This is a genomic window from Vibrio sp. 1-Bac 57 (assembly GCF_037546855.1).
Lineage (GTDB): Bacteria > Pseudomonadota > Gammaproteobacteria > Enterobacterales > Psychromonadaceae > Psychromonas.
The window spans coordinates 1-21,920 of record NZ_JALAAC010000042.1 but is presented as its reverse complement, the minus strand read 5'-3'; the positions used below and the strand labels follow the sequence as shown (position 1 = coordinate 21,920).

At 37.3% G+C, this 21,920-nt stretch carries 15 protein-coding genes and 1 pseudogene; 7 read left to right on the top strand and 9 right to left on the bottom strand.

What is annotated here, in order from left to right; genetic code table 11:
- Positions 1-140 precede the first annotated feature (140 nt).
- The 3 genes from htpG (at position 141) to MT391_RS18475 (ending at position 3,569) form a co-directional block, all read left to right on the top strand.
- A complete protein-coding gene (gene htpG / locus MT391_RS18485) occupies positions 141-2,045 on the top strand; it encodes a molecular chaperone HtpG (protein ID WP_028868328.1) in 1,905 nt (634 codons plus the stop codon).
- Between the two features lie 121 nt (positions 2,046-2,166).
- Entirely contained in the window at positions 2,167-2,811 is a 645-nt protein-coding gene (adk, locus tag MT391_RS18480) for an adenylate kinase (protein ID WP_028868329.1), read from the top strand.
- Between the two features lie 116 nt (positions 2,812-2,927).
- Positions 2,928-3,569 (top strand): C40 family peptidase, encoded by a 642-nt coding sequence (locus MT391_RS18475; RefSeq protein ID WP_084296234.1) that lies wholly within the window; start codon positions 2,928-2,930, stop codon positions 3,567-3,569.
- A 690-nt stretch (positions 3,570-4,259) separates the two neighbouring features.
- Here MT391_RS18475 and MT391_RS18470 read toward each other — a convergent pair.
- The 3 genes from MT391_RS18470 to MT391_RS18460 form a co-directional block, all read right to left on the bottom strand.
- A complete protein-coding gene (locus MT391_RS18470; protein ID WP_028868331.1) occupies positions 4,260-4,886 on the bottom strand; it encodes a flavin reductase family protein in 627 nt (208 codons plus the stop codon).
- 125 nt (positions 4,887-5,011) lie between these two features.
- Positions 5,012-5,461 carry a lactoylglutathione lyase gene (gene gloA, locus MT391_RS18465; RefSeq protein WP_028868332.1) on the bottom strand — a complete coding sequence of 150 codons (450 nt, stop codon included), beginning with the start codon at positions 5,459-5,461 and terminating at the stop codon, positions 5,012-5,014.
- 253 nt (positions 5,462-5,714) lie between these two features.
- Positions 5,715-6,842, bottom strand: a complete 1,128-nt coding sequence (locus MT391_RS18460; protein ID WP_028868333.1) for a ribosomal protein uL16 3-hydroxylase — start codon at positions 6,840-6,842, stop codon at positions 5,715-5,717.
- 229 nt (positions 6,843-7,071) lie between these two features.
- Here MT391_RS18460 and MT391_RS18455 point away from each other — a divergent pair, with 229 nt between their 5' ends.
- Both MT391_RS18455 and MT391_RS18450 read left to right on the top strand, forming a co-directional pair.
- Positions 7,072-7,989 carry a DMT family transporter gene (locus MT391_RS18455; RefSeq protein WP_028868334.1) on the top strand — a complete coding sequence of 306 codons (918 nt, stop codon included), beginning with the start codon at positions 7,072-7,074 and terminating at the stop codon, positions 7,987-7,989.
- A gap of 482 nt (positions 7,990-8,471) precedes the next feature.
- Positions 8,472-10,055 carry a sensor domain-containing diguanylate cyclase gene (locus tag MT391_RS18450; protein ID WP_037071300.1) on the top strand — a complete coding sequence of 528 codons (1,584 nt, stop codon included), beginning with the start codon at positions 8,472-8,474 and terminating at the stop codon, positions 10,053-10,055.
- Between the two features lie 359 nt (positions 10,056-10,414).
- On the opposite strand, the gene purB is transcribed toward MT391_RS18450, so the two are convergent.
- From purB to MT391_RS18425, 5 genes and pseudogenes are all read right to left on the bottom strand, one after another.
- Entirely contained in the window at positions 10,415-11,785 is a 1,371-nt protein-coding gene (gene purB, locus MT391_RS18445) for an adenylosuccinate lyase (RefSeq protein ID WP_499499451.1), read from the bottom strand.
- Between the two features lie 74 nt (positions 11,786-11,859).
- Complete coding sequence (gene hflD, locus MT391_RS18440) at positions 11,860-12,489, bottom strand: high frequency lysogenization protein HflD (RefSeq protein ID WP_166372325.1); 630 nt, start codon at positions 12,487-12,489, stop codon at positions 11,860-11,862.
- Between the two features lie 148 nt (positions 12,490-12,637).
- Positions 12,638-13,741 carry a tRNA 2-thiouridine(34) synthase MnmA gene (gene mnmA, locus MT391_RS18435; RefSeq protein WP_166372326.1) on the bottom strand — a complete coding sequence of 368 codons (1,104 nt, stop codon included), beginning with the start codon at positions 13,739-13,741 and terminating at the stop codon, positions 12,638-12,640.
- 369 nt (positions 13,742-14,110) lie between these two features.
- A pseudogene (locus tag MT391_RS18430) lies at positions 14,111-16,233 on the bottom strand (methyl-accepting chemotaxis protein).
- Between the two features lie 669 nt (positions 16,234-16,902).
- Complete coding sequence (locus MT391_RS18425; protein ID WP_499440823.1) at positions 16,903-17,199, bottom strand: hypothetical protein; 297 nt, start codon at positions 17,197-17,199, stop codon at positions 16,903-16,905.
- Between the two features lie 291 nt (positions 17,200-17,490).
- Between MT391_RS18425 and MT391_RS18420 the strand changes: the two genes are divergently transcribed.
- The gene (locus tag MT391_RS18420; RefSeq protein WP_499499456.1) at positions 17,491-20,394 is read left to right on the top strand and encodes an FAD-binding and (Fe-S)-binding domain-containing protein; all 2,904 of its coding nucleotides are present in this window, start codon (positions 17,491-17,493) and stop codon (positions 20,392-20,394) included.
- A gap of 223 nt (positions 20,395-20,617) precedes the next feature.
- Here MT391_RS18420 and MT391_RS18415 read toward each other — a convergent pair whose 3' ends face one another.
- Positions 20,618-21,529 (bottom strand): LysR family transcriptional regulator, encoded by a 912-nt coding sequence (locus MT391_RS18415; protein ID WP_166372374.1) that lies wholly within the window; start codon positions 21,527-21,529, stop codon positions 20,618-20,620.
- A gap of 167 nt (positions 21,530-21,696) precedes the next feature.
- Here MT391_RS18415 and MT391_RS18410 point away from each other — a divergent pair.
- A partial coding sequence (locus MT391_RS18410; RefSeq protein WP_499499449.1) for a nitroreductase family protein occupies positions 21,697-21,920 on the top strand: 224 nt, incomplete at its 3' end.

Here is a 21,920-nt window from a genome sequence, read left to right as displayed (position 1 = left end):
TTTTTTTATTAAAAATTCCTTTGGATAGTATAGAACTTTTAAAAAAATTGTTTTTAGCTCTTGAAATCAATCTAAGTGTCTCCATCTCTTAATTATCTAAGTAACACCAATAACCACTTGTTTAAGAGAGAAATAGAAATATGGAACATCAACAAAATCATGCGTTCAGTGCTGATACTGGTAAACTTCTTAAATTAATGATCCACTCTTTATATTCAAATAAAGAAATTTTCCTACGTGAGCTTGTTTCAAATGCCGCTGATGCCGCTGACAAACTACGTTTCAAAGCATTATCTGATGGTAGCTTGTTTGAAAACGATGCTGATCTACGAGTTCGTTTAAGCTTTGATGAAGAAGCAAAAACCATCACTATTAGCGATAATGGTATTGGTATGACGCGCGATGAAGTTATTGAGCATTTAGGTACGATTGCTAAGTCTGGTACTAGTGACTTTTTCGAGCAATTATCTGGTGACCAAGTTAAAGATTCACAACTAATCGGTCAATTTGGTGTTGGTTTCTATTCTGCATTTATTGTTGCTGATAAAGTAACCGTTAACACTCGTAAAGCGGGTGATGATGCTTCTCAAGGTACATGTTGGGAGTCTGCAGGTGAAGCAGACTACACTGTTGCTGATATTGAAAAAGCAGATCGTGGTACTGAAATCATTCTACATTTACGTGATGATGAAACTGAATTTTTAAATGATTATAAATTACGTAGTGTCGTTTCCAAATATTCAGATCATATCAGTATTCCTGTGCAAATGTTCAAAGATGCAGTGCCTGAATCTGAAGGTCCTGATGGCGAAAAAGTACCTGCTGTTGAAGCTGCTTGGGAATCAATTAATAAAGCAACGGCTTTATGGAATTGTTCAAAAAGTGATTTAAAAGACGAAGAATACAAAGAGTTCTACAAGCATATCGCTAATGACTTCGAAGACCCTCTAACTTGGTCTCATAATAAAGTTGAGGGTGAGCAAGAATACACGAGCTTATTGTACATTCCTAAGCGTGCTCCTTATGATTTATGGAACCGTGAAAAAGCGCATGGCTTAAAATTATACGTGCAACGTGTTTTCATTATGGATGACGCTGAGCAATTCATGCCGACTTACTTGCGTTTTGTTAAAGGTGTGTTGGATTCAAATGATTTACCATTGAATGTATCTCGTGAAATCCTACAAGATACACGTGTTACGACTAAGTTACGTAGTGCTTGTACTAAACGTGCGCTTTCTATGCTAACTAAGTTTGCTAAGAAAAATGAAACTGAATACAACGCATTTTGGGCTGAGTTTGGTCAAGTATTAAAAGAAGGGCCTGCCGAAGATCCAAGTAATAAAGAGCAGATTGCTAAGTTATTCCGTTTTGCATCAACTGAAGCTGATGTAGCGGAACAAACCGTTTCTTTAGATGCGTATATTGAACGCATGAACGAAGAGCAAGATAAAATTTACTACATTACTGCTGATAGCTTTAATGCGGCTAAAAATAGTCCTCACTTAGAGATCTTACGTAAGAAAGGTATCGAAGTACTATTGCTATCAGACCGTGTTGATGAGTGGTTATTAAGCCATTTGCCAGAGTATGATGGTAAAACATTTGTCAGCGTAACTCAGGGTGATTTAGATCTAGGTAAACTTGATTCTGAAGAAGAGAAACAAGAGCAAGAAAAACAAAACACTGAATTTGCTAGCTTCATCGAACGTACTAAAAAAGTGCTTGGTGATAAAGTGAAAGATGTCCGTTTAACACAACGTCTAACTTCTACACCATCTTGTATTGTTGCTGATAATGATGATATGAGTACGCAAATGGCTAAATTGATGGCACAAATGGGTCAACCCGTTCCAGAAAGTAAGCCAATTTTTGAGCTTAACCCTGAACATGTCATGATCACTAAATTAGCGGATATGACTGATGAGGTATTATTTGCAGAGTGGGCTGAGTTGTTATTACAACAAGCAGTACTTTCTGAAAAGGGTAGTTTAGATGACCCATCAGAATTTGTAGCTCGAATTAATAAACTTTTATTAGGATAATCTTCTCATAAATGTGTCGAAGGCCTGCTTATGCAGGCCTTTTTTGTTGATATTCTTGAGAAAATTGCCACAAACGTGTAAATTTCGGTCTGGAATTTATTAATTACATAGGAAGCTATAAATGCGCATTATCTTATTAGGTGCACCAGGTGCTGGTAAAGGTACACAAGCTCAGTTCATGATGGACAAATATGGTATCCCACAAATATCTACGGGTGACATGTTACGTGCAGCTGCGAAAGCGGGCACAGAGCTTGGATTAAAAGCAAAAGAATTAATGGATGCAGGCCAATTAGTCTCTGATGAGCTAATCATTGGTTTGGTTAAAGAACGTATTGCACAAGAAGACTGTGCAAAAGGTTTTTTACTAGATGGTTTCCCTCGCACTATTCCACAAGCTGATGCAATGAAAGAAGCAGGTGTGATTGTTGATTTCGTACTTGAATTTGATGTGCCTGACGAAGAAATCGTTAAGCGTATGGCTGGTCGTCGTGTTCATTCTGGATCTGGCCGCACTTACCACGTTATTTACAATCCACCACAAGTGGAAGGTAAAGATGATGTGACAGGTGATGATTTATCTATCCGCCCTGATGATGAAGAAGCGACAGTACGTAAACGTTTAGATATTTACCATACACAAACAGCGCCTCTTATTGCTTACTACAAGCAAGAAGCTGCACAAGGTAATGGTGCTCATCATAAGTTTGATGGTACTAAAGCCGTTGATGTGATCAGCGCTGAACTTGCCGAAATTTTAGGTTAAGCTTTTAAAGCTTTAAATAGATACTAAACTTTGGGGCGTAAGCCCCATTTTTATTTTTGATAAAAATAACGGTGATGAGTCTATTAGAATGTGAGTTAAACGAGTGGAGTAAGTTTATGCTTTGGGTGTTAAAACGTCATAATTTTCAATCAAGGTCTGATTTTAAGTCCGAACCAACTTCTAGACTGAGCCATAAACTAAGCTGTAAATTAAGTTATAAGTTAAGTTTATTACCTTTATTATGCCTTTTAGCTGCCTGTTCATCAAAAACTGACCATCAAAATAATACCTCACTTAATACTAATACCTCCTCAATAACAAACAATGCCTCTTCTGCCATTACTTCAAGCTCAAATAAAACCTCAGCCGCTAATATGCAGACCGGAGATCTATTATATTTATTGTTACTTAATGAGCATGAGTATTGGGAAGGCAGTCCCTATCGATACGGCGGTAATAGTCTACATGGTATTGACTGCTCAAGCTTAGTGCAAAAAGTCTTTAAAAATAGCTTTAACATCCAATTGCCGCGTACTACTGAATATCAAGTAAGAAAGGGTTTCTCAATTAAAAAAAGCCAGTTGAAAGTGGGTGATTTGGTTTTCTTTAAAACAGGTCGGTCTAGTAGGCACGTAGGTATTTATATGGGAGAAGGGGAGTTTTTTCATGTTTCGACCAGTAAAGGTGTGAAAATATCAAAACTTTCAAATCCATATTGGCGCAAGCATTATTGGCAATCTCGTCGCGTTATTTATTAAATGTAAATAATATGTCGGGATAATTGAATTAGGTTGATTTTTTTCCTCTGAGTTTGTTGTTCGATTTACTCATTATTTTTGTAGCATTCTGGTTCCACATGTTCGGTGTGGGGATTTGTGCTTTTTTATATGAGTTTTATCTCGTCTGCGCTCGTGGTGTTATTTGAATAATTATCAACACAGGTTTCGCCTTGTCGGCGACCCTACTTTCTTTTGTCAGAAAAGAAAGTAGGCAAAGAAACTGACAGCGGAGCGTTTTCTGAACCAACCTAAACCGCCATTTTAAACGCATCATGTCAGGATGACCGTCCATGGTCATTCTGACATTATCGCAAACGTCCTGTTTGCGATTGCTAAAATGACAGTTTAGCTTGGGAAAACTTTACGCTGGGGTTTTACTTCCACCATGATTTAAGTGTTACCGTTATATCTAGTTATATGAATTGATTAAAATTACTTCCTTTGCGTTAATAGATTTAGTTTATTTTCGTTCCACATGTTCGGTGTGGGGATTTGTGCTTTTTTATATGAGTTTTATCTCGTCTGCGCTCGTGGTGTTATTTGAATAATCATCAACACAGGTTTCGCCTTGTCGGCGACCCTACTTTCTTTTGTCAGAAAAGAAACTATACCCAGAGAATTCAAAGAGACTGACAGCGAAGCATTTTCTATTTCAGTAATAAAAGTTAGTTAATCTGGTCGTTTCAAGCTAAATGGGGCGGTGATCGATGCATATTCACCTCCACCTAGTCGTGCTAGTGGTTTGACTTTATCAGCTGCAATATTGATTCGGTCAGGATCTTCTGTATTTAACACCTGATCATTAATATATAAACGTTTAATCTCAACAAAAATCAATGTCTGTGGTAAATCACCTATCTCTTTAATTTCATAAAGTTCACACCCATAAGCAATATGACATTGTTCTAAACGTGGTAATGGAAAGCCATCAAAGGCTGTGGTTGTTAGGTCTGTGGCAAACAACTCTGAATCACCGTAATCTAATGTCGCTGCGGTTTGCGTCACGATCTCAGCTTGATTATCAGAGGCAATATGGATCACCATTTTTTTGTTTTTTAACACATTGGTTAAGGTATCTTTATTATCGCCATTTGGCTTTTTACCCAGTGAAATCATCAGTATCGCAGGATCGCTTGATACGGCTGTAAAGTATGAAAAGGGGGCTAAATTATAGACTTTATTCGGGCTATTATTATCTGATTGGGTTAATACCCAAGCGATTGGGCGAGGCACAATAGTTTGGGTCATTAAGTGGTAACGTTGTGCAGAGGTATAGTTTGAAAAATTTAGTAGCATATTGCATATACCTTCAATGTGATTGGTGATGACGATAACTAAATGCGTTAACAATTTAATTATCGTCATCGACATATATCCGTTAGCAATCAATATCGATTATTTAGCCGTTTATCAAGACTATTTTACCAAGAACCGGTATTTTCCATTGAAGCCCAAGGCTCTGTAGCTGCTAACTTTTTGCCTTTCTGTAATAACTCAATAGAAATATTATCAGGTGACCTTACAAAGGCCATATGACCATCTCTTGGGGGGCGGTTAATAATAACGCCTGCTGCTTGTAGCTTTTCACATAGCGCGTAAATATCATCGACCTCAAACGCTAAGTGTCCAAAATTTCTACCTTCGCTGTAACTTTCAGGTTCCCAATTATAGGTGAGTTCAATAAGTGGACTATCTAAGTCTTTTAACTCAGTGCCCTCTATAATATTTTCGGGAGCTGTCAGATAAATTAATGAGAACTGACCTTTTTCATAATCATTTTTTTTAACAAGGACCAGCCCAAGAAGATCACAATAAAAGTGCATCGATTTTTCTAAATCATTGACTCTGACCATGGTATGTAAAAAGCGCATATTATTTCCTTTTTATAAAGTGAGTTGGCGATAGTATATTTGCTTTAAGCCCCATCAAATCGAATAAGGTTTAAATACTATAAAAAGTAATACTACAAAGCATATCATAGGGTTGCGTTTAGTTTCGATAAACTATTTCAATTCAGTATGTAAGTATTGATGAAAAGTTAATATTGCTTGAGTGTGAGGGCTGTTCGTATTCAAAATAAACAGCTTATAATGCTAAGCTGTTTATTTATAAGTACTTAGATAACTATTCTGCGTACCAATAACCGAGGTTCACTAGTTTGGTAAATAGCGTTAATGCTTCTGGCTCATCCTTAAATAATATGATTAACTCACTGGCTGCTTCATCTTGATCACATAAGTAATGAGCGAGTTCAACAAACCCCGAAACGTCATAAACACCACCATTGATAAATACTTGTTTAGGCGCTTGCTCGAAATATACTGCGCGTAATCCACCTAAGCGTGTAAATATCGCGCCATCTTCTAAAAATTCAATAATATCTTCATTTTCAAGCGGGTATTCAGGTATTGCGATATCTAATTCATGTTTTGCTTCACTGATCATTCGCCCAAACCATGGCATTAAATGCTCCGGTGTTTGGCAGTTTTCTAACATTACTTGATGCAGTTTCTCTAGCTCCGCTTGTTCGATGCAACCAGGGTTTTCACGTACTTGCATTGGAATATCAGTATAACGTAAGGCATTTTCGTAATTATCAATATTATAATCAGTAAAGCTACTGAGTAAGTCATTTTGATCCGGCGCACGGAAACCAACACTATAATTAAGTGAAGGTTCAATTGCATAACCTTCATGTGGGCAACCACTTGGAATATAAAGTATATCGCCCGGTTCCATTTCAACATCAATAGCGGCTTCAAAAGGGCCGCAATGTTTTAATGCACCGTGTGCTGCAAATTCAGGTAATGGTTGACGTGCTCCAACACGCCAATGACGTTTTCCTTGGCCTTGGATAATAAACACATCGTAGTTGTCTATATGTGGCCCTACGCCACCTTTAGGCGTTGAATAGCTAATCATTAAATCATCAATACGCCAGTTTGGTAAAAAGCGAAATGGTCGTACTAACTGCTGTGCATCTGGGTGCCAATGATCCACGGCTTGTACTAATAACGTAGCCCCTTCTTCTTCTAAGCGTTCAAAGGTTTTAAAAGGTCCACATTCTGCTTGCCATTGTTCGTTTTCAAGGTATACCAAGCGGCTTTCTAAGTCTTCTTCCATTGCTAAACCAGCTAATTCATCAGGTGCAATAGGATCTTGAAAATCCACAAAACCTTGTTTGATAAAGGTTGGTTTTTGTTGCCAGTTGTCATCTAAAAACTGGTTAATTTCAAAATTAAGTTCAAACATAGGGGACTGCCTTTGAGATTCAAATAATCTGAAGTGTAACAGGTCACTTGTATGCACGATAGTGATACAAATTATACTTTGTAAGAGGGAGTAAATTAGATTGCTTTAAGGCTAATAGCTTAGTAATGTGATCGGCCGATTTATGATGGCTCATTTTCCTCATAAATCATTAACAGCGTATTTGTTAGTTAAATCACATTCTCTTAGTTAAATCTAGCAAGGAAGTCTCATGGATAGCACGATTAAGTTTGACAAAATCACTGGATTACTTGCTGGCTTGATGATGGTGATGATTTGGTCTGGTTGGATCATTATTTCAAAGTGGGGACTTTCTCGTGCATTAACGGTTTGGGATGTAACAGGAGTTCGCTTTGTCACTGCTGGTGTGGTTGTGTTGGTTTATGCCCTATTAAGTAAAACTTCGATTAAAGCTTTGTTTACACCACAGATCATCATTTGTAGTTTATGCTGCGGAACATTTTATGTGTGCGCTAGTTTGATTGGATTGCTGATGTCTGATGCTGCTAATACCGGGGTGATTATTAATGGCTCATTGCCTATCATGTGTGCCGCGATTGTTTTTGTATGGAAAAAAGTGCGCTTGAATAATGCGCAATATGTGGGTGTTTTTCTTATTTTAGTAGCCAATATACTTTTATTTACCAGTACCGGAGGTGCCACAGTCAGTGCATTATTATGGTTGTTGATAGCGGCCTTTGCGATTGCCTTTTATTCTGTTTCTATGAGGGTATGGGGCTTGAACTTAAAGACCGTTATGATTGCAGTGCCATTGATTAATGCTTTATTCTTTACGCCTATTTGGTATTTTTTACCCAGTAATATCAGCAGTGCACCATTTGATGAAATTGTACTTCAAGGTATTTACCAGGGAATAGTGGTGAGTATCATTGCGTTATTTTGCATGACTTACTCTATTAATAAATTGGGTGCGGTATCAGCTGCAACGATTATGGCTTTAGTTCCGATTGTTTCAGTAATATTAGCGATGATTTTCTTAGAACAGTTGATGACGTTACAAATGTTTATCTCTATCCTTGTGTGTTCCTTTGGTATCGCTTGTTATAGTGGCTTACAACCATTTTTAATGTGGTTAAGTGGAAACAAAAAAGACAGCTCAAAAGTTTGATCCCGGTCAGTAACAACCGCTAGCAGGGGCTTTTAAATACACCGATACCTAACTTATCTTGCGAATAGAAATATTGATCATTTCAGTTGTATTATTCAAGATCTGATAAGCGAGTTTTTGGAAAAGTAACTTTAAATCGGTGTTATTTATATCATCTATTTTTAATAATAAATAATATTCTCTATTAAATTACATTTTTCATTTTTTAAAGTGAAAAAACGGCAAAGATCAATATTTAATCTACACTATACTGTCAATATTGAATACCCAGTAGGGTGAGGTTTTTTGATGAAATTCAGGTTAATTTGTAAAGTTAACATTCTTGATTGAGATGGCTCATTATCGAGTTAATTAATACTTCAAAAATTAAGGGCTTCATCTTAATAGTGTCATGGGCATTTAATTTTCATCGTTTGGTGAGTATTGGCATTCAGGAGTCAATTTGCTGTGTTAATTTTACATTTGAGATAATACTGAAAAATATGAAAAATATTACCTTTAATCAATTGCAGCTTCGTATACTCGCACTTTTGTTTATTTTATTCATGAGTGCAGTATTTAGTTATCGATATTTTGTTGAGTTGCCAAAGCTCGAGGCGAGTATGGTTAAACTATCAGAAAGAGAGTTGAGTACATTAACCTCTAGTATAGGTAGTTCACTAGATATTCTTTCCCGTACTAATTATGATTACGCAGTATGGACATCATCATATGATTTTATGCTCACAAAAGACAACGAATATTTAGAAGAAAATTTTCTTGAGAATACATTTACAAGCCTAAAAGTAGATGGTTTTTTTTATCTAGATGAGTATTTTAGACCTGTTTATACCAAAGGATTTCACCATACAAAACTAACTGATCTGACATTTTCATTCTATGACTTTAAGAAAAACCCAGGCAACTTAAAAATCCTACCTGCTCCCACAATTAAAAATGAAGTACCGTTTAAAAATGGTTTTATTAATACAATCTATGGACCTGCGATGTATAGTGCTACTCAAATTAGGGATACTAGTATGAATGGCGAAAATCGTGGTTATTTGATCATTATCTATTTACTAGAGCAGTACTTTGTTGAAAACATGTCAAAAAACACACAGGTAAATGTCAAGTTTCTGAACAATGAAGTTGATACATATATTATGGAGCCTGATGACTGGAAGTATCAAAAGCATTTGCAAGAAGTTAAACAATATACTGATATTGGTCTTTATGATGAAAATGAAGGACTTGTTACGGTACTTCGTTTGCAATATTCAGAAGGTATTCTTCCAAAGTTGATCAACGCGCAAAGTCTTATCTTTATTTTCTTAATGAGTATATTTATTTATATTATGCATGTTCTCATATCCAATTTCATTATTAAGCCTGTAAAGGGATTTGCATTAGATATAAAAAAACAGAATAGCTGTGATGCATTTGCCCCACTTGATGAAAAACACTCTGTGAGAGAACTTGTAATAGTCGCTAAAAATATCAATCAACTTATAGCGACTGTTCAGCGACAAAATGAAATTTTAGCGATGCAAACTATCACAGATCCACTCACTGGAATAATGAATAAACGTGGTTTAATGAAAGAAATTGAACTGCATTGTGACTTACTTATTCGAGAGAATATTGGGTTTACTCTTGTAATGGCCGATATTGATTATTTTAAAAGTTATAATGATTCAGAAGGGCATTTAGAGGGAGACCTTGCACTTAATGAAGTTGCTAGGGTATTAAATGATGAATGCAAACGCTCTGGTGATATTTGTGCTCGTTATGGCGGAGAAGAATTTACTCTAATATTTAGTAGTATGTCTGATGCTGACTTGAATAAAAAATTAAACGATGTGATGAGCGCGATGAAAAATCTGAGCCGAAATCATCCTTGTTCTCCAATTAGTGAACATATTACGATCAGTATGGGAGCTGCCTCTGTTAAGCCGAGTGATGTTGTAGACTTCAAAGTTTCTGTTAATGATATTCTAAAAGTCGCTGACAATGGGCTTTATCAAGCAAAAAATACCGGGCGTAATAGGTTTGTGATTAATAGTTTATCTGAAAAAAGTTTATGAATGTGTCAGAGGATATTGTAATACCAATCACACTAATTAACTGATCTATTGTACTTTTTAAAATAATTTACTTCTTCGTTGTAACTTCCGTAAAGGAAACAACAATTTAGTTCAATTTACGCCTTGTACTAAGTTACTTTTCCTACGCAAAATTTTGATCACTTATTTAATGTAATCGGTATTATTTTACACGGCGGATGCATTTGTACTAAAAAAACTAAAAGTATTAGAGGTATGCGGAGAAAGAAGGTGTCTTTAAAATAGTGAGGGCTGGAGTTAAAGAATGCCAGTCATTGCTGAAGTGACTGGCATTAAACTCTAAGGCGACTTTTGTAAAATAGGTATAAGTTACCTATTTATTATGCCATTTTATCTACTAATTCAATCGCTTGACCAATGTATGAAGCAGGCGTCATAGCTTTAAGCTCTGTTTTTACGGCTTCTGGTAATTCAAGAGTATCAATAAATTGGCTCATACCTGGGCCGTCTACACGTTTACCGCGCGTTAGTTCTTTTAGTTTCTCGTATGGTTTTTCGATAGCATAACGACGCATCACAGTTTGTATTGGCTCTGCTAATACTTCCCAGTTTGCATCCAAATCTTTTAGCATGTTTGCTTCGTTGGCTTCAAGCTTGCTAATGCCTTTTAAGCTGGCTTCGTAAGCGATAACAGAATAGCCGATTGCAACACCTAAGTTACGAAGTACCGTTGAGTCCGTTAGGTCGCGCTGCCAGCGAGAAACAGGTAGTTTCGCCGCAAGATGATCAAAGATAGCGTTAGCTAGGCCTAAGTTACCTTCAGAGTTTTCAAAATCAATTGGGTTTACTTTATGTGGCATAGTTGAAGAGCCGATTTCACCCGCAATCGTTTTTTGTTTGAAGTGACCAAGGCAGATGTAACCCCATACGTCACGGTCAAAGTCTAAAAGAATGGTATTGAAACGAGCAATCGCATCAAATAATTCTGCGATATAATCATGTGGTTCAATTTGTGTTGTGAATGGGTTAAATGTTACACCTAAACTAGTCACAAATTCTTCCGCAAAACCCTGCCAGTTAACTTCTGGGTAAGCACTTAGGTGAGCGTTGTAGTTACCAACTGCACCGTTAGTTTTACCTAGTTGCTCTGTTGCTTCGATTTGTTTAACTTGACGTTGTAGACGTGCAACAACGTTAGCAAATTCTTTACCTAGTGTAGTAGGTGAAGCTGGCTGACCATGTGTACGAGACATCATTGGTATTGCTTTGTATTCAATCGCTTTTGCTTTAATCGCATCAACAATACGATTACAGTAAGGCAAGATAACGTCTGTTTTAGCAGTACCCAGCATTAATGCGTGAGATAGATTGTTAATGTCTTCAGAAGTACAGGCAAAGTGAATAAATTCAGAGACTGCATTTAACTCTGCATTATCTGCTACTTTTTCTTTAAGGAAGTATTCAACTGCCTTTACATCATGATTGGTAGTTGCTTCGATGTCTTTTACACGTTGTGCATCTGCTTCACAGAAGTTTGCAACAATCGCATCAAGGTGAGCATTTGCTTCAGCAGAGAAAGCTGGAACTTCAGCGATACCATCTGTTTGTGCTAGTTTTTGTAACCAACGCACTTCAACTTGTACGCGGAATTTGATTAAACCAAATTCACTAAAGATATCGCGTAAAATTGCAGTTTTGCTACCGTAACGGCCGTCAACTGGTGATACAGCTGTTAGTCCTGAAAGTTCCATTTGTTGCTCCTAATGATATGTAGGTTGTTTAAATAGTTGCTTTGTTCCCCGGTTAGGAAACGTCAATTTGTGTTTTAAGTTCGTAGTAAATTTTGTTTTGTTTGGTGCACTAACGCTTTACGCGATAATAATAATTGACGACGTTTGCCGCCAATTTGACGCCACAATACAGTCGCGCGAACACCGGCTAATAATAAAGCGCGAATTTTATGCTGTGTATGTTCTTGTTGCAAGTAAGCAGGATTACCGTTTACTTGAATTTTAGGACCCAAATTACTTATCAGGTCTTTATAGATAGAATCTAAGTTGCTTAATACGCTGCTGTCATCAATTTCAAAGTGAGCTAATTGGCGATTAACTTGATTAATACGTTCACCGAGCAAGTTTAAAGCTCCTGAATTTGCAGAGAGTTTTCGTTCTAACGCCATTAAGCCTGCTACGTATTTGGTGATTTGCATGTTACGGCTACCATCAGCATTATCGAGTTGTGCAATCACTGTTTTATAACCTAATTTTAGTGCGTCATGCCCACCAAAAATATCTAAAGGTGCTGCGCTATCGGTACGCATAATCGAGCGTAAAGAAGCATTAAATGCGACAGCATCAGGACACATACCTTTGTTCGCTATTTTATCAACTAGGTAGGCAGCTTGGCACATTGCTGCAAAAGCAATGCTTCGAGATTCTAACGTATGGAATGACATAATGAATACACTTCTAATTTGAATAACTGTTGAACAAAATACTATCGACTTTTAGTACGTTATTGTTGAATATTGCGTTGCATCTCTTTTAAAAGTTTGCATTAACCGAGAAAATATTAATCGGTTAATGCTTACAACTGAGTTAACGTTACTTCTGTAAATGTTGGTCGATAATCGCACCACCTAAACACACTTCATCAAGATAAAATACGGCTGATTGACCAGGTGTCACGGCTGCTTGAGGCTGATCGAAAATAACCTCTAGGGTATCATCATCTATCGGATTAACTGTGCATGGAATATCAGTTTGGCGGTAACGCGTTTTTACTGTACATCTGAAACTTTCTTTTTTAGGCGTTCTATCAACCCAATCACATTTTTTAGCAATCAAACCATAGGAAAACAGAGCAGGATGATCAGCACCTTGTGCCACCAATAAGCGATTATTTTCCATATCTTTGCCCACTACATACCATGGGTTTTCATTAGAATTTTGTAAACCGCCAATACCAAGACCTTTACGTTGCCCTAAAGTGTGGTACATCAGTCCTTGATGTTGGCCAATGACTTCATTATCTGGCGTTACAATATCACCTGGCTGTGCAGGTAAATAAGTTTGCAAAAAGTCAGTGAATTTACGCTCACCAATAAAACAAATACCAGTACTGTCTTTTTTGTTATGGGTGACTAAATCTTGTTCTTCTGCAATACGACGCACTTCTGGTTTTTCTAATTCACCAACTGGGAATAAGGTTTTTGCGATTTGCTCGCCACCGACTGCGTATAAAAAGTAGCTTTGATCTTTGTTATTATCTACACCACGTAGCAGTTGTGCTTGTCCATCTACATCTCGACGTCGACAATAATGGCCTGTGGCAATAAAATCAGCGCCTAAATCTTCAGCTGCAAATTCTAAAAAGGCTTTAAATTTAATTTCTTTATTACACATGATGTCTGGATTTGGGGTACGTCCGGCTTTGTACTCTTCTAAGAAATGCTCAAATACATTATCCCAATATTCAGCTGCAAAGTTGATGGTATGTAACTTAATACCTAACTTATCACAGACAGCTTGTGCATCTTGCAGATCCTGAGCAGCTGAACAATACTCATCGGTATCATCCTCTTCCCAGTTCTTCATGAATAAGCCTTCTACTTGATAGCCTTGCTGCTGTAATAAATAAGCAGATACTGAGGAATCAACACCACCGGAAATACCGACGATCACTTTAGTTTGGCTATTGTCTTTCATAAATTATTCTCCAACGAATTCAGCGCCAGATTTTAGCAGAATTCAGGCGCAATTAAACTAATAATGTGAGCAAGATAACGTAGGTTAATTAAACGCTCGGTATTGTTTGATTTTCAGCTGTTTTATTTGGCAATTAAAAAATAAAGCTGCTTATAAAAAAGGAAATAATAATAGGGTGGTACGATATAAATTTAAGAAAGTGAGTAAGGTTGGCATCGAGTGTTAAATCATTTAACCATTTAACCATTTAACCATTTAACTATTTAATTATTTAATTATTTAATGTTTCTCTCCCTAACTTCAACACAGAATAATGAATGCGTTGAAGTTAGGTTGTTAAGGTTAAGTAATCGTCATTGTCGATAAAGCTTATGCAGCGCGTTTAGATACCTCAAAACGTTCAACTAATTTGTTGAGGCGTAATACGGCATTTTGAACCAATGTGGTTTGATGGATTAATTGTTGTGAGGACGTTTCCATTTCTGTGGTTGTGGTGTGGGCTTGTTGTGCTGTTGCACCATGTCGCTCACTATTACTGGCAATTTGATTCATGGTATTGAACATTGACTCGACTGCGCTTTGTAATTTGAGGCTTCTTTCTCCTGAATCTAAGGCTAAGCTATTTTGATCAACATTGGTTACCCCTTGCTGCATATACTTAACAGCCATTTCAGATTCGCTACTTAATTTCGACATAATATTACCTATATGCTTGGCTGCTTCTGATGTTCTAGTGGCAAGGTTACGAACTTCATCGGCAACGACGGAGAAGCCACGGCCATGTTCACCAGCTCTAGCGGCTTCAATGGCTGCATTTAATGCCAACAGGTTGGTTTGTTCGGTTATCCCGGTAATTAAAGTCACTATCGCTTCTATCTCTTTCATCTGACCATTAACGTCATTCACGCTTTTAGCTGAGGCTAATACGATATCTTTAATTTGAGCTGTATTATTCACTGCTTGTGTATATTCCTGTTGCGTTTTACTAACAACATCTAACATCAATTCATTCATTGCTTGTGCGGAAGCGGTGGCACTGGCTATTTCACCTTGCTGCTCGTGCGATAGTTGCAACATAGAGTCAATGGAACCCGTGGTAGTTTTACTTGCTCCATCGACATTAATACTGTGCCGTAACATCGATTCACTGACAGTATTGACTTCACTAGATGCATGGATCATTTCACCTAACATATTATCTAACCGATCGATAAAACTGTTTATCCAACGGCCCATATCTCCGGATTCATCTGCACTAAATTTAGTGGTGTCAAAGCGTTGATTTAGGTTTGCATCACCTTCTGCAAGCATTTGTAAAACGTCGACCATATGCTTTAAACGCGACGTGATTGGTTTTAAACCAAAACTACAAAAACCAATTACCCCTATTATTAATGCAACTGCAATTAAAACACTATTCTGTAAGGCACTTAAGGACATTACATAGGAGAATGCGACGGCACTAAAAAAGGGTAGGGCAATACTTAATAATAGCTTTTTACCCAAAGTATAAGTGAGTGAACGGTGACGATAAACTTCTTCTAAGTCTGCTTCACACATCATGCCCCATATATCTGGTGATCCGGGTAGTTGGAAGGTCACCCCTTTTCCAATCACTGGAATATGTCGGTAGTCAGAATAACCGGGATAATCAACATACAAATTTTCTCCGTGTTTAATTGTTTCTCTGACTCCTGGGTGTAATTGTTGCGTAGCAGGATCGGTAAAACGTATTTCAAACTCCGTATGCTGTTGTATTTTTACTGTTCCCCATTGTGTGTGCACACCCGATTTAAGGTTTTCACCATGAGAAAAAGCATTGTCTTCAAATCGCGATCGAGAAAGCGCAGTACCCCTGCTAATGGTAGGATCTTGGTTCGATTTAACCATAAAAATATAATTATCACCGGACTCACTGTAAATGTGTCCCGCTTCGCGTTGAATCAGATCCCCCATTACATCATTAGGGACTCGTCCGCACAAACAGCCTATGACTTGATTGTCCTTTATAATAGGTTGGTAAAACATTAATGTAACGGCATCATGAAAGTTAGAACTTGATGGCCCAATTAATTGCGTTTGCGAGTCCAAATAAGGGCCGTGCAAAAAAGGAGCCTGTAACCCTTTTGTAAGTATTGTTCGTCTACTTTATGTTGTATAGGATTGTGATAACTAGAGGCTACAATTTGTCCATCTGCCATTACGATAAATAATTCTGAAAAATCATTGTTTCTTGTTAATAAGCTTTGTAACGACGTTTCCCATTGTGCTTGAGGTTGGGAGGAGAAGTATAAAGCGCCATCATGAAGAAAATTCCATTGTGTACTAATCCATGATGTTAAAATGTGTACTCGCGTTTCAGCAGTGCTAGTAAAGGTTTGTTCGAGTATTTTTTTACGATCTTTATTCAACCAACAAGCTTTGCCTAATGCAAGTTTGCCAGTTGCGCCAAGCCACGGTAACCAATGTTTTTCTTTAGCGGTTAGATCCATTTTATATCCCTTAATACTATTTTATTAACAGGATAAGCAAATTAAATACCAAGTGCTCACTATGAGGTATTTAATTTTTTTGTTATTTAAAACATAGGGTTATATTTTTTCTATTCGAGATCTTTTATGCTGCATTTAGTTTTATTGTATGACTTAATTGATTTTTGCTCTAATTTGGGGCAGTTGTCTTATTTTGGTGCGCTTAAATGACGGGAGGCAGTTGTCTTATAAGCCATCCTTTTTACTTACCGTTTCTCATTTAGCATGTTTTTTGAGTGTAAAATCATTACGTTGTGTACTGGAATGACTGTTTATAATAACTATTTCTAGATATTGATGAGGCTCATAAAACAAGACGATAACTTACCTCTTTGTTGAAACTTAATAACAGGTTTATCGAAACTTATTGAAAAATAAAAGCTGCAAAAGTTGTTATTTAACTTCAATTCAGGCTCTCAATTCTGATTAATGAAAGAGGAATTATATTTAAAATCATAAAATCATAAAATCATAAAATCATAAAATCATAAAATCATAAAATCATATTTTTGGGCTATACAGAGCCGTTAGTTTTACGTAATTCAAGGCGAGTTATTGAGAGATAGTTTAACGAAGAAATCCGCGGAAAGAACGGTGTTCTATCGCTTTGCTTATCCAGAGCTTAGGTTATTAAGAGACTAACTCTGGACCCAAACGAAGACGTGCTTCATCGGCGTCAAAATAGTCTTTGTCAGTTAATAGGTGCGTTAGCTGTTGCATTGAAATTTCTTTATTGGCGATTAAATTCAAAATACGTTGTTTGCAGTGATTAATAGTCGTTTCTTCATCTAACGCTAAATATTCACGGCAAAAGTAGAGTTGTGGTAAACCTAAAGAGAAAGCCGTTAATTGTGCGAATTGCATGGCATTTAGTGTGAGGGTTATTTTTTCGAATTCTACTTGTGTGCTTTTAATATCATCTGACATTTAATTGTGCTCATTTAAGGAAATCTTTACAAACTCTACATGAAAAACATTAACTTGTCGTTCACTGCGCCGAGTTACCCTATCAGGGAAGCACTCATTAGTTAATGTTCTATCCCATACTCACCCCAATAATTTCACTCAGGTCACATTGTTTAATAATTAATACATTCGGTATTGCAATTTAATCATAACTTTATCGACGCTCAGAAAACTGCTCTTAATATCAATGCTTATGTTTTAAAGTAATTGCGATGATTACTTGAACGTTATCGACTTAAATGAGGATAAATGATGTCTGCTAGCCATTTGCAAAAATTTCAACAGTTGAAAGAGACCTTACTTGCTTGTATAGAACCTGCTCGAATTTATAGTGATCCCGCTCAGCGACTTGCTTATGGAACTGATGCTAGTTTTTACCGTTTAATTCCAAAAATGGTGCTGCGCTTAAATAATGTTAATGAAGTTATTTATACGCTTAAAAGTTGTCAGGCATTGAATATTGCTTGTACCTTTAGAGCGGCAGGGACCAGTTTATCTGGACAGGCAGTTTCAGATTCGGTCCTTATTACCTTAAGCGACGATTGGCGAGGGCATGAAATAATTGATAATGGCCAGCAAATAAAATTACAGCCCGGTGTAATTGGTGCTGATGCGAATAAATACTTACAACCTTTTGGGCGTAAAATAGGGCCTGATCCTGCTTCTATTAATACCTGTAAAATAGGTGGGATTGCAGCTAATAATGCCAGTGGTATGTGCTGTGGTGTGGCACAAAACTCTTATCGTACAGTGGAAAGCATGAAATTAATTTTTGCTGATGCGACTCAACTTGATACTGCAGATAACGATAGTGTTATTGCATTTAAAGCACAGCATAAAGCGCTGATTGAAGGAATAGAGCAACTTTCACAGCAAGTTGCCAATGACGCAACCTTAAGCGCACTGATTAAACATAAATATCGCCTTAAAAATACTACTGGATACTCTTTAAATGCACTGGTGGATTATCTAGATCCGATTGAAATCATCAAACATTTAATGATTGGCTCTGAAGGTACACTTGGTTTCATTAGTGAAATCACCTATAACACTGTGATAGAGCATAAACATAAAGCATCTGCATTAATTGTTTTTAATGATATTGAAACAGCCTGTAAAGTGGTTTCAGAACTGGCTCATTTGCCTGTGTCTGCAGTTGAAATGATGGACGGTAGAGCGATGCGCTCAATTGCTAATAAACCGGGCATGCCAGACTTTATTAAAAGCTTAGACCTTGAGGCTGGAACCCTATTAATTGAGTCTAGAGCTAGTGATCTAGAGACCTTAGATCAGCAATGCAACACAGTAATGAAAACAATACACAAATATAGTGTGAGTGAGTCTATTGCTTTCACAAACGATACAGTGGTGGTAGAAACATTATGGGCTATCCGTAAAGGTTTATTTCCAGCAGTGGGTGCAGTGAGAGAGGTGGGGACTACCGTCATCATTGAAGACGTGGCTTTTCCAGTTGAACATTTAGCGGCTGGCGTACGAGATTTACAACAACTTTTTGACCGATTTAATTACACTGAAGCGATTATTTTTGGTCACGCATTAGATGGTAATTTACATTTTGTGTTTACTCAGGGATTTGAATCTCCTGATGAAGTTAAGCGTTACAGTGACTTCATGGATGAATTGACTCAGCTAGTAGCGGTGAAACATTCGGGCTCTTTAAAAGCGGAACATGGAACGGGAAGAAATATGGCGCCCTACGTCGAGCTTGAGTGGGGTAAAGCAGGTTATGCGTTAATGCAGCAGATTAAACGTATATTTGATCCTACTGGATTATTGAATCCGGGTGTGATCATTAATGAAGATAAAAAAGCACATATTCATAATCTGAAACCAATGCCGCAAGCGGATGAGTTAGTTGACCGTTGTATTGAATGTGGCTTTTGTGAGCCAGTTTGTCCATCACGTACCTTGACCTTATCACCTCGTCAAAGGATCGTGCTTTATCGAGAAATTAAACGCAGCGAAAGAGCAGGCGAGACGGCATATTCAAAATCCTTAACTAAAACATTTCAGTATCAAGGAGTAGATACCTGTGCAGCGACGGGATTATGTGCTGATCGCTGCCCAGTTGGCATTAATACAGGCGATTTAGTTAAAAAGTTGCGAACAGCCAAATATCAGCAATTCACTCCTATTGCACGTTGGACTGCTAATCATTTTACGACAACCAATAAACTGCTTAATCTAGGGTTAAAAGTGAACCAAATAGCGCAAAAAGCGCTAGGTGCTGAGCGGATCAATAAAGTGAGTAAAGGTGTTGCTCAATTATCCACCCATAAAGCGCAACGATGGTCACCACAAGTCCCAACTGCTAATCGCTACCAGCTTAAAACAATGAATGTTGAAAACTCACTCAAAAGTGAGTCGACTATTGCACCGGTAAGTGAATCAACAAGTGAGTCGACAAGAAAGGCCTCTTTTAATCCAAATCTAGCTAAGAAAGTGGTTTACCTTGCTTCATGTGCGAGCCGTTCCATGGGCCAGCAAGCAGATAATAAAGATCAGCGTTCATTACCGGAAGTCACCACCTCTTTACTTATTAAAGCTGGTTTTGACATTATCGTTCCTGACGCGATTAATGAATTATGTTGTGGTCAGCCGCACGATAGTAAGGGATTCAAAGAAGTTGCTAAGTTAAAATCTCAACAGTTAGAGGCTGCCTTATGGAAAGCCAGTGAGCAAGGAAAGTGGCGTGTGCTGATCGATACCAGTCCCTGTGCTAAACGCAGTGTTGAACAATTTTCGCAGCAAATGGAAATACTAGAGCCAAGCCAATTTGTGCTTAACTATTTACTAGATTATTTAACTATTTCACCGTTGCAAGAAACGATTATGTTGCATATTACCTGCAGTACTCGACGTCAGGCATTAGATAAACAAATGTTACAACTTGCACACCGTTGTGCAAGCAAGGTGATAGTGCCTGAGCATATTGAATGTTGCGGGTGGGCCGGTGATAAAGGGTTTACCACACCAGAGCTTAATGCGGCGGCATTATTGCCATTGAAGTCACAAGTTCCAGCGCATTGTACGCGTGGTTATAGTAATAGCCGTACCTGTGAGATTGGCTTATCAAAACACAGTGGCATTGCTTATCAGTCAATTTTGTATTTAGTTGATGAGGTCAGTGTTTAAAGTGGAATTGGATAAAATATTTCCTCTGCTTTAACCCCTCTCAAGTGAAAATAGTTGTGCTTACTAGAGTGATACGTAAACAACCATAGGGTGACATAAGATCAGAATACTCATTTTTTAATAATAAAAATGAGTATTCACATACTTTTAGTGCAATTGCATCGGCCCAGTTATTTATGCAGTTACTTATACCCGCCCCTTAATAAACTATTATTATCGTTCCTTAAGGGGGTGGGTAGCGCTTGCTGAATTCACTGAATTTTTGTTGTAAAAAGTCAATCACCATGCGTAATTGCTTTCTAGGGTAATCAGTTTGTAAGTAGACTAATTGCAAAGGAATATCTTCTGTTAAATAGTCGGTTAACAAAACTTTCAAACGACCTTGTTCGACGTCTTCTGCAATATCGATCCAACTTTTATAAGCAATACCATGCCCTGCAATAGCCCACTCTCTTAATAATGCACCATCATTGGTTGTTTTAATGGGTGAAATTGGCACTTGTATGCGTTGGTTATCTTTATTAAAGGTCCATTGTTGATGATTTTTATTACCTAAATTCCAATTTAATAATTTATGTTGTTGCAGTTCGGCAGGGCTATTAGGTTGACCAAATGCGTTAATATAATCAGGAGAAGCAACCACATAACGTGGTGATGATGTTAAGTAACGACGTTTAAGTGCTGAATCTGCTAAATGTCCATAACGTAATGCCAGTTGAATTTTATGATCCATTAAATCACTCATGTGATCGCTTAAATGTAAGGTTAACGTTAAAGAAGGCGCAGCAGCTAAAAATTCATCCAGCCAAGCACTCACAATATTCCTGCCTAAATCAGAGGGCATACTTAACCCTAAGTCGCCACTTAATTGGTCATTATTATTGTTTAAGGTGTTACTCGCTAACTCTAATATTTTTATTGCTTCACGACTACTTTCAATAAACAATTGACCTTCTTCGGTTAACTGCATATTTCGTGTTGAGCGAACGAATAGTTGGCAGTTCAATCTTTGCTCTAGGCGCTTGAGTGCAGCACTTGCTGCGGCAGGTGTTAGGTTTAGTTCGCGACTGGCTGCGGAAATGTTTTGTAAGTCTGCAATTCGGATTGCTAATTTAAGATCGTTTAAGTGATACATATTCAAAAATAATTATCAAGTTATTCAAATTTATGATGGATTATCAAATAAAAGAATCAAGTGTACAATGTATTTATTCGTAATCGAGCCTATCGGCTCTATCGACAATAATAAATAGATCGCTTTAAAGTGATCGCTACCAACAACAAAAAAATGAGAGTCAGACCATGACAGCACATGAACAGATTATTACAGATTTAGAAAAACGTTATACGGCAAAAAAATATGATTCAAGCAAAAAAGTTTCACAGCAAGACTTAGATGTTTTATACCAAGCATTACGTCTTTCACCTTCATCAATCAACTCACAACCTTGGAAATTTATTGTGATTGAAAGTGATGCCGCTAAACAAAGAATGTTTGATACTTTTGCTAATAAATTTCAATTTAA

What these genes read in the sequence shown, in the direction of transcription:
- MT391_RS18475 (WP_084296234.1), top strand. Translation starts at nt 2,928, where the DNA reads ATGCTTTGGGTGTTAAAACGTCATAATTTTCAATCAAGGTCTGATTTT.
- MT391_RS18460 (WP_028868333.1), bottom strand. Translation starts at nt 6,842, where the DNA reads ATGTTTGAACTTAATTTTGAAATTAACCAGTTTTTAGATGACAACTGG.
- MT391_RS18455 (WP_028868334.1), top strand. Translation starts at nt 7,072, where the DNA reads ATGGATAGCACGATTAAGTTTGACAAAATCACTGGATTACTTGCTGGC.
- hflD (WP_166372325.1), bottom strand. Translation starts at nt 12,489, where the DNA reads ATGTCATTCCATACGTTAGAATCTCGAAGCATTGCTTTTGCAGCAATG.
- MT391_RS18425 (WP_499440823.1), bottom strand. Translation starts at nt 17,199, where the DNA reads ATGTCAGATGATATTAAAAGCACACAAGTAGAATTCGAAAAAATAACC.
- MT391_RS18415 (WP_166372374.1), bottom strand. Translation starts at nt 21,529, where the DNA reads ATGTATCACTTAAACGATCTTAAATTAGCAATCCGAATTGCAGACTTA.
- purB (WP_499499451.1), bottom strand. Translation starts at nt 11,785, where the DNA reads ATGGAACTTTCAGGACTAACAGCTGTATCACCAGTTGACGGCCGTTAC.
- htpG (WP_028868328.1), top strand. Translation starts at nt 141, where the DNA reads ATGGAACATCAACAAAATCATGCGTTCAGTGCTGATACTGGTAAACTT.
- MT391_RS18420 (WP_499499456.1), top strand. Translation starts at nt 17,491, where the DNA reads ATGTCTGCTAGCCATTTGCAAAAATTTCAACAGTTGAAAGAGACCTTA.
- mnmA (WP_166372326.1), bottom strand. Translation starts at nt 13,741, where the DNA reads ATGAAAGACAATAGCCAAACTAAAGTGATCGTCGGTATTTCCGGTGGT.
- gloA (WP_028868332.1), bottom strand. Translation starts at nt 5,461, where the DNA reads ATGCGCTTTTTACATACCATGGTCAGAGTCAATGATTTAGAAAAATCG.
- MT391_RS18470 (WP_028868331.1), bottom strand. Translation starts at nt 4,886, where the DNA reads ATGCTACTAAATTTTTCAAACTATACCTCTGCACAACGTTACCACTTA.
- MT391_RS18450 (WP_037071300.1), top strand. Translation starts at nt 8,472, where the DNA reads ATGAAAAATATTACCTTTAATCAATTGCAGCTTCGTATACTCGCACTT.
- adk (WP_028868329.1), top strand. Translation starts at nt 2,167, where the DNA reads ATGCGCATTATCTTATTAGGTGCACCAGGTGCTGGTAAAGGTACACAA.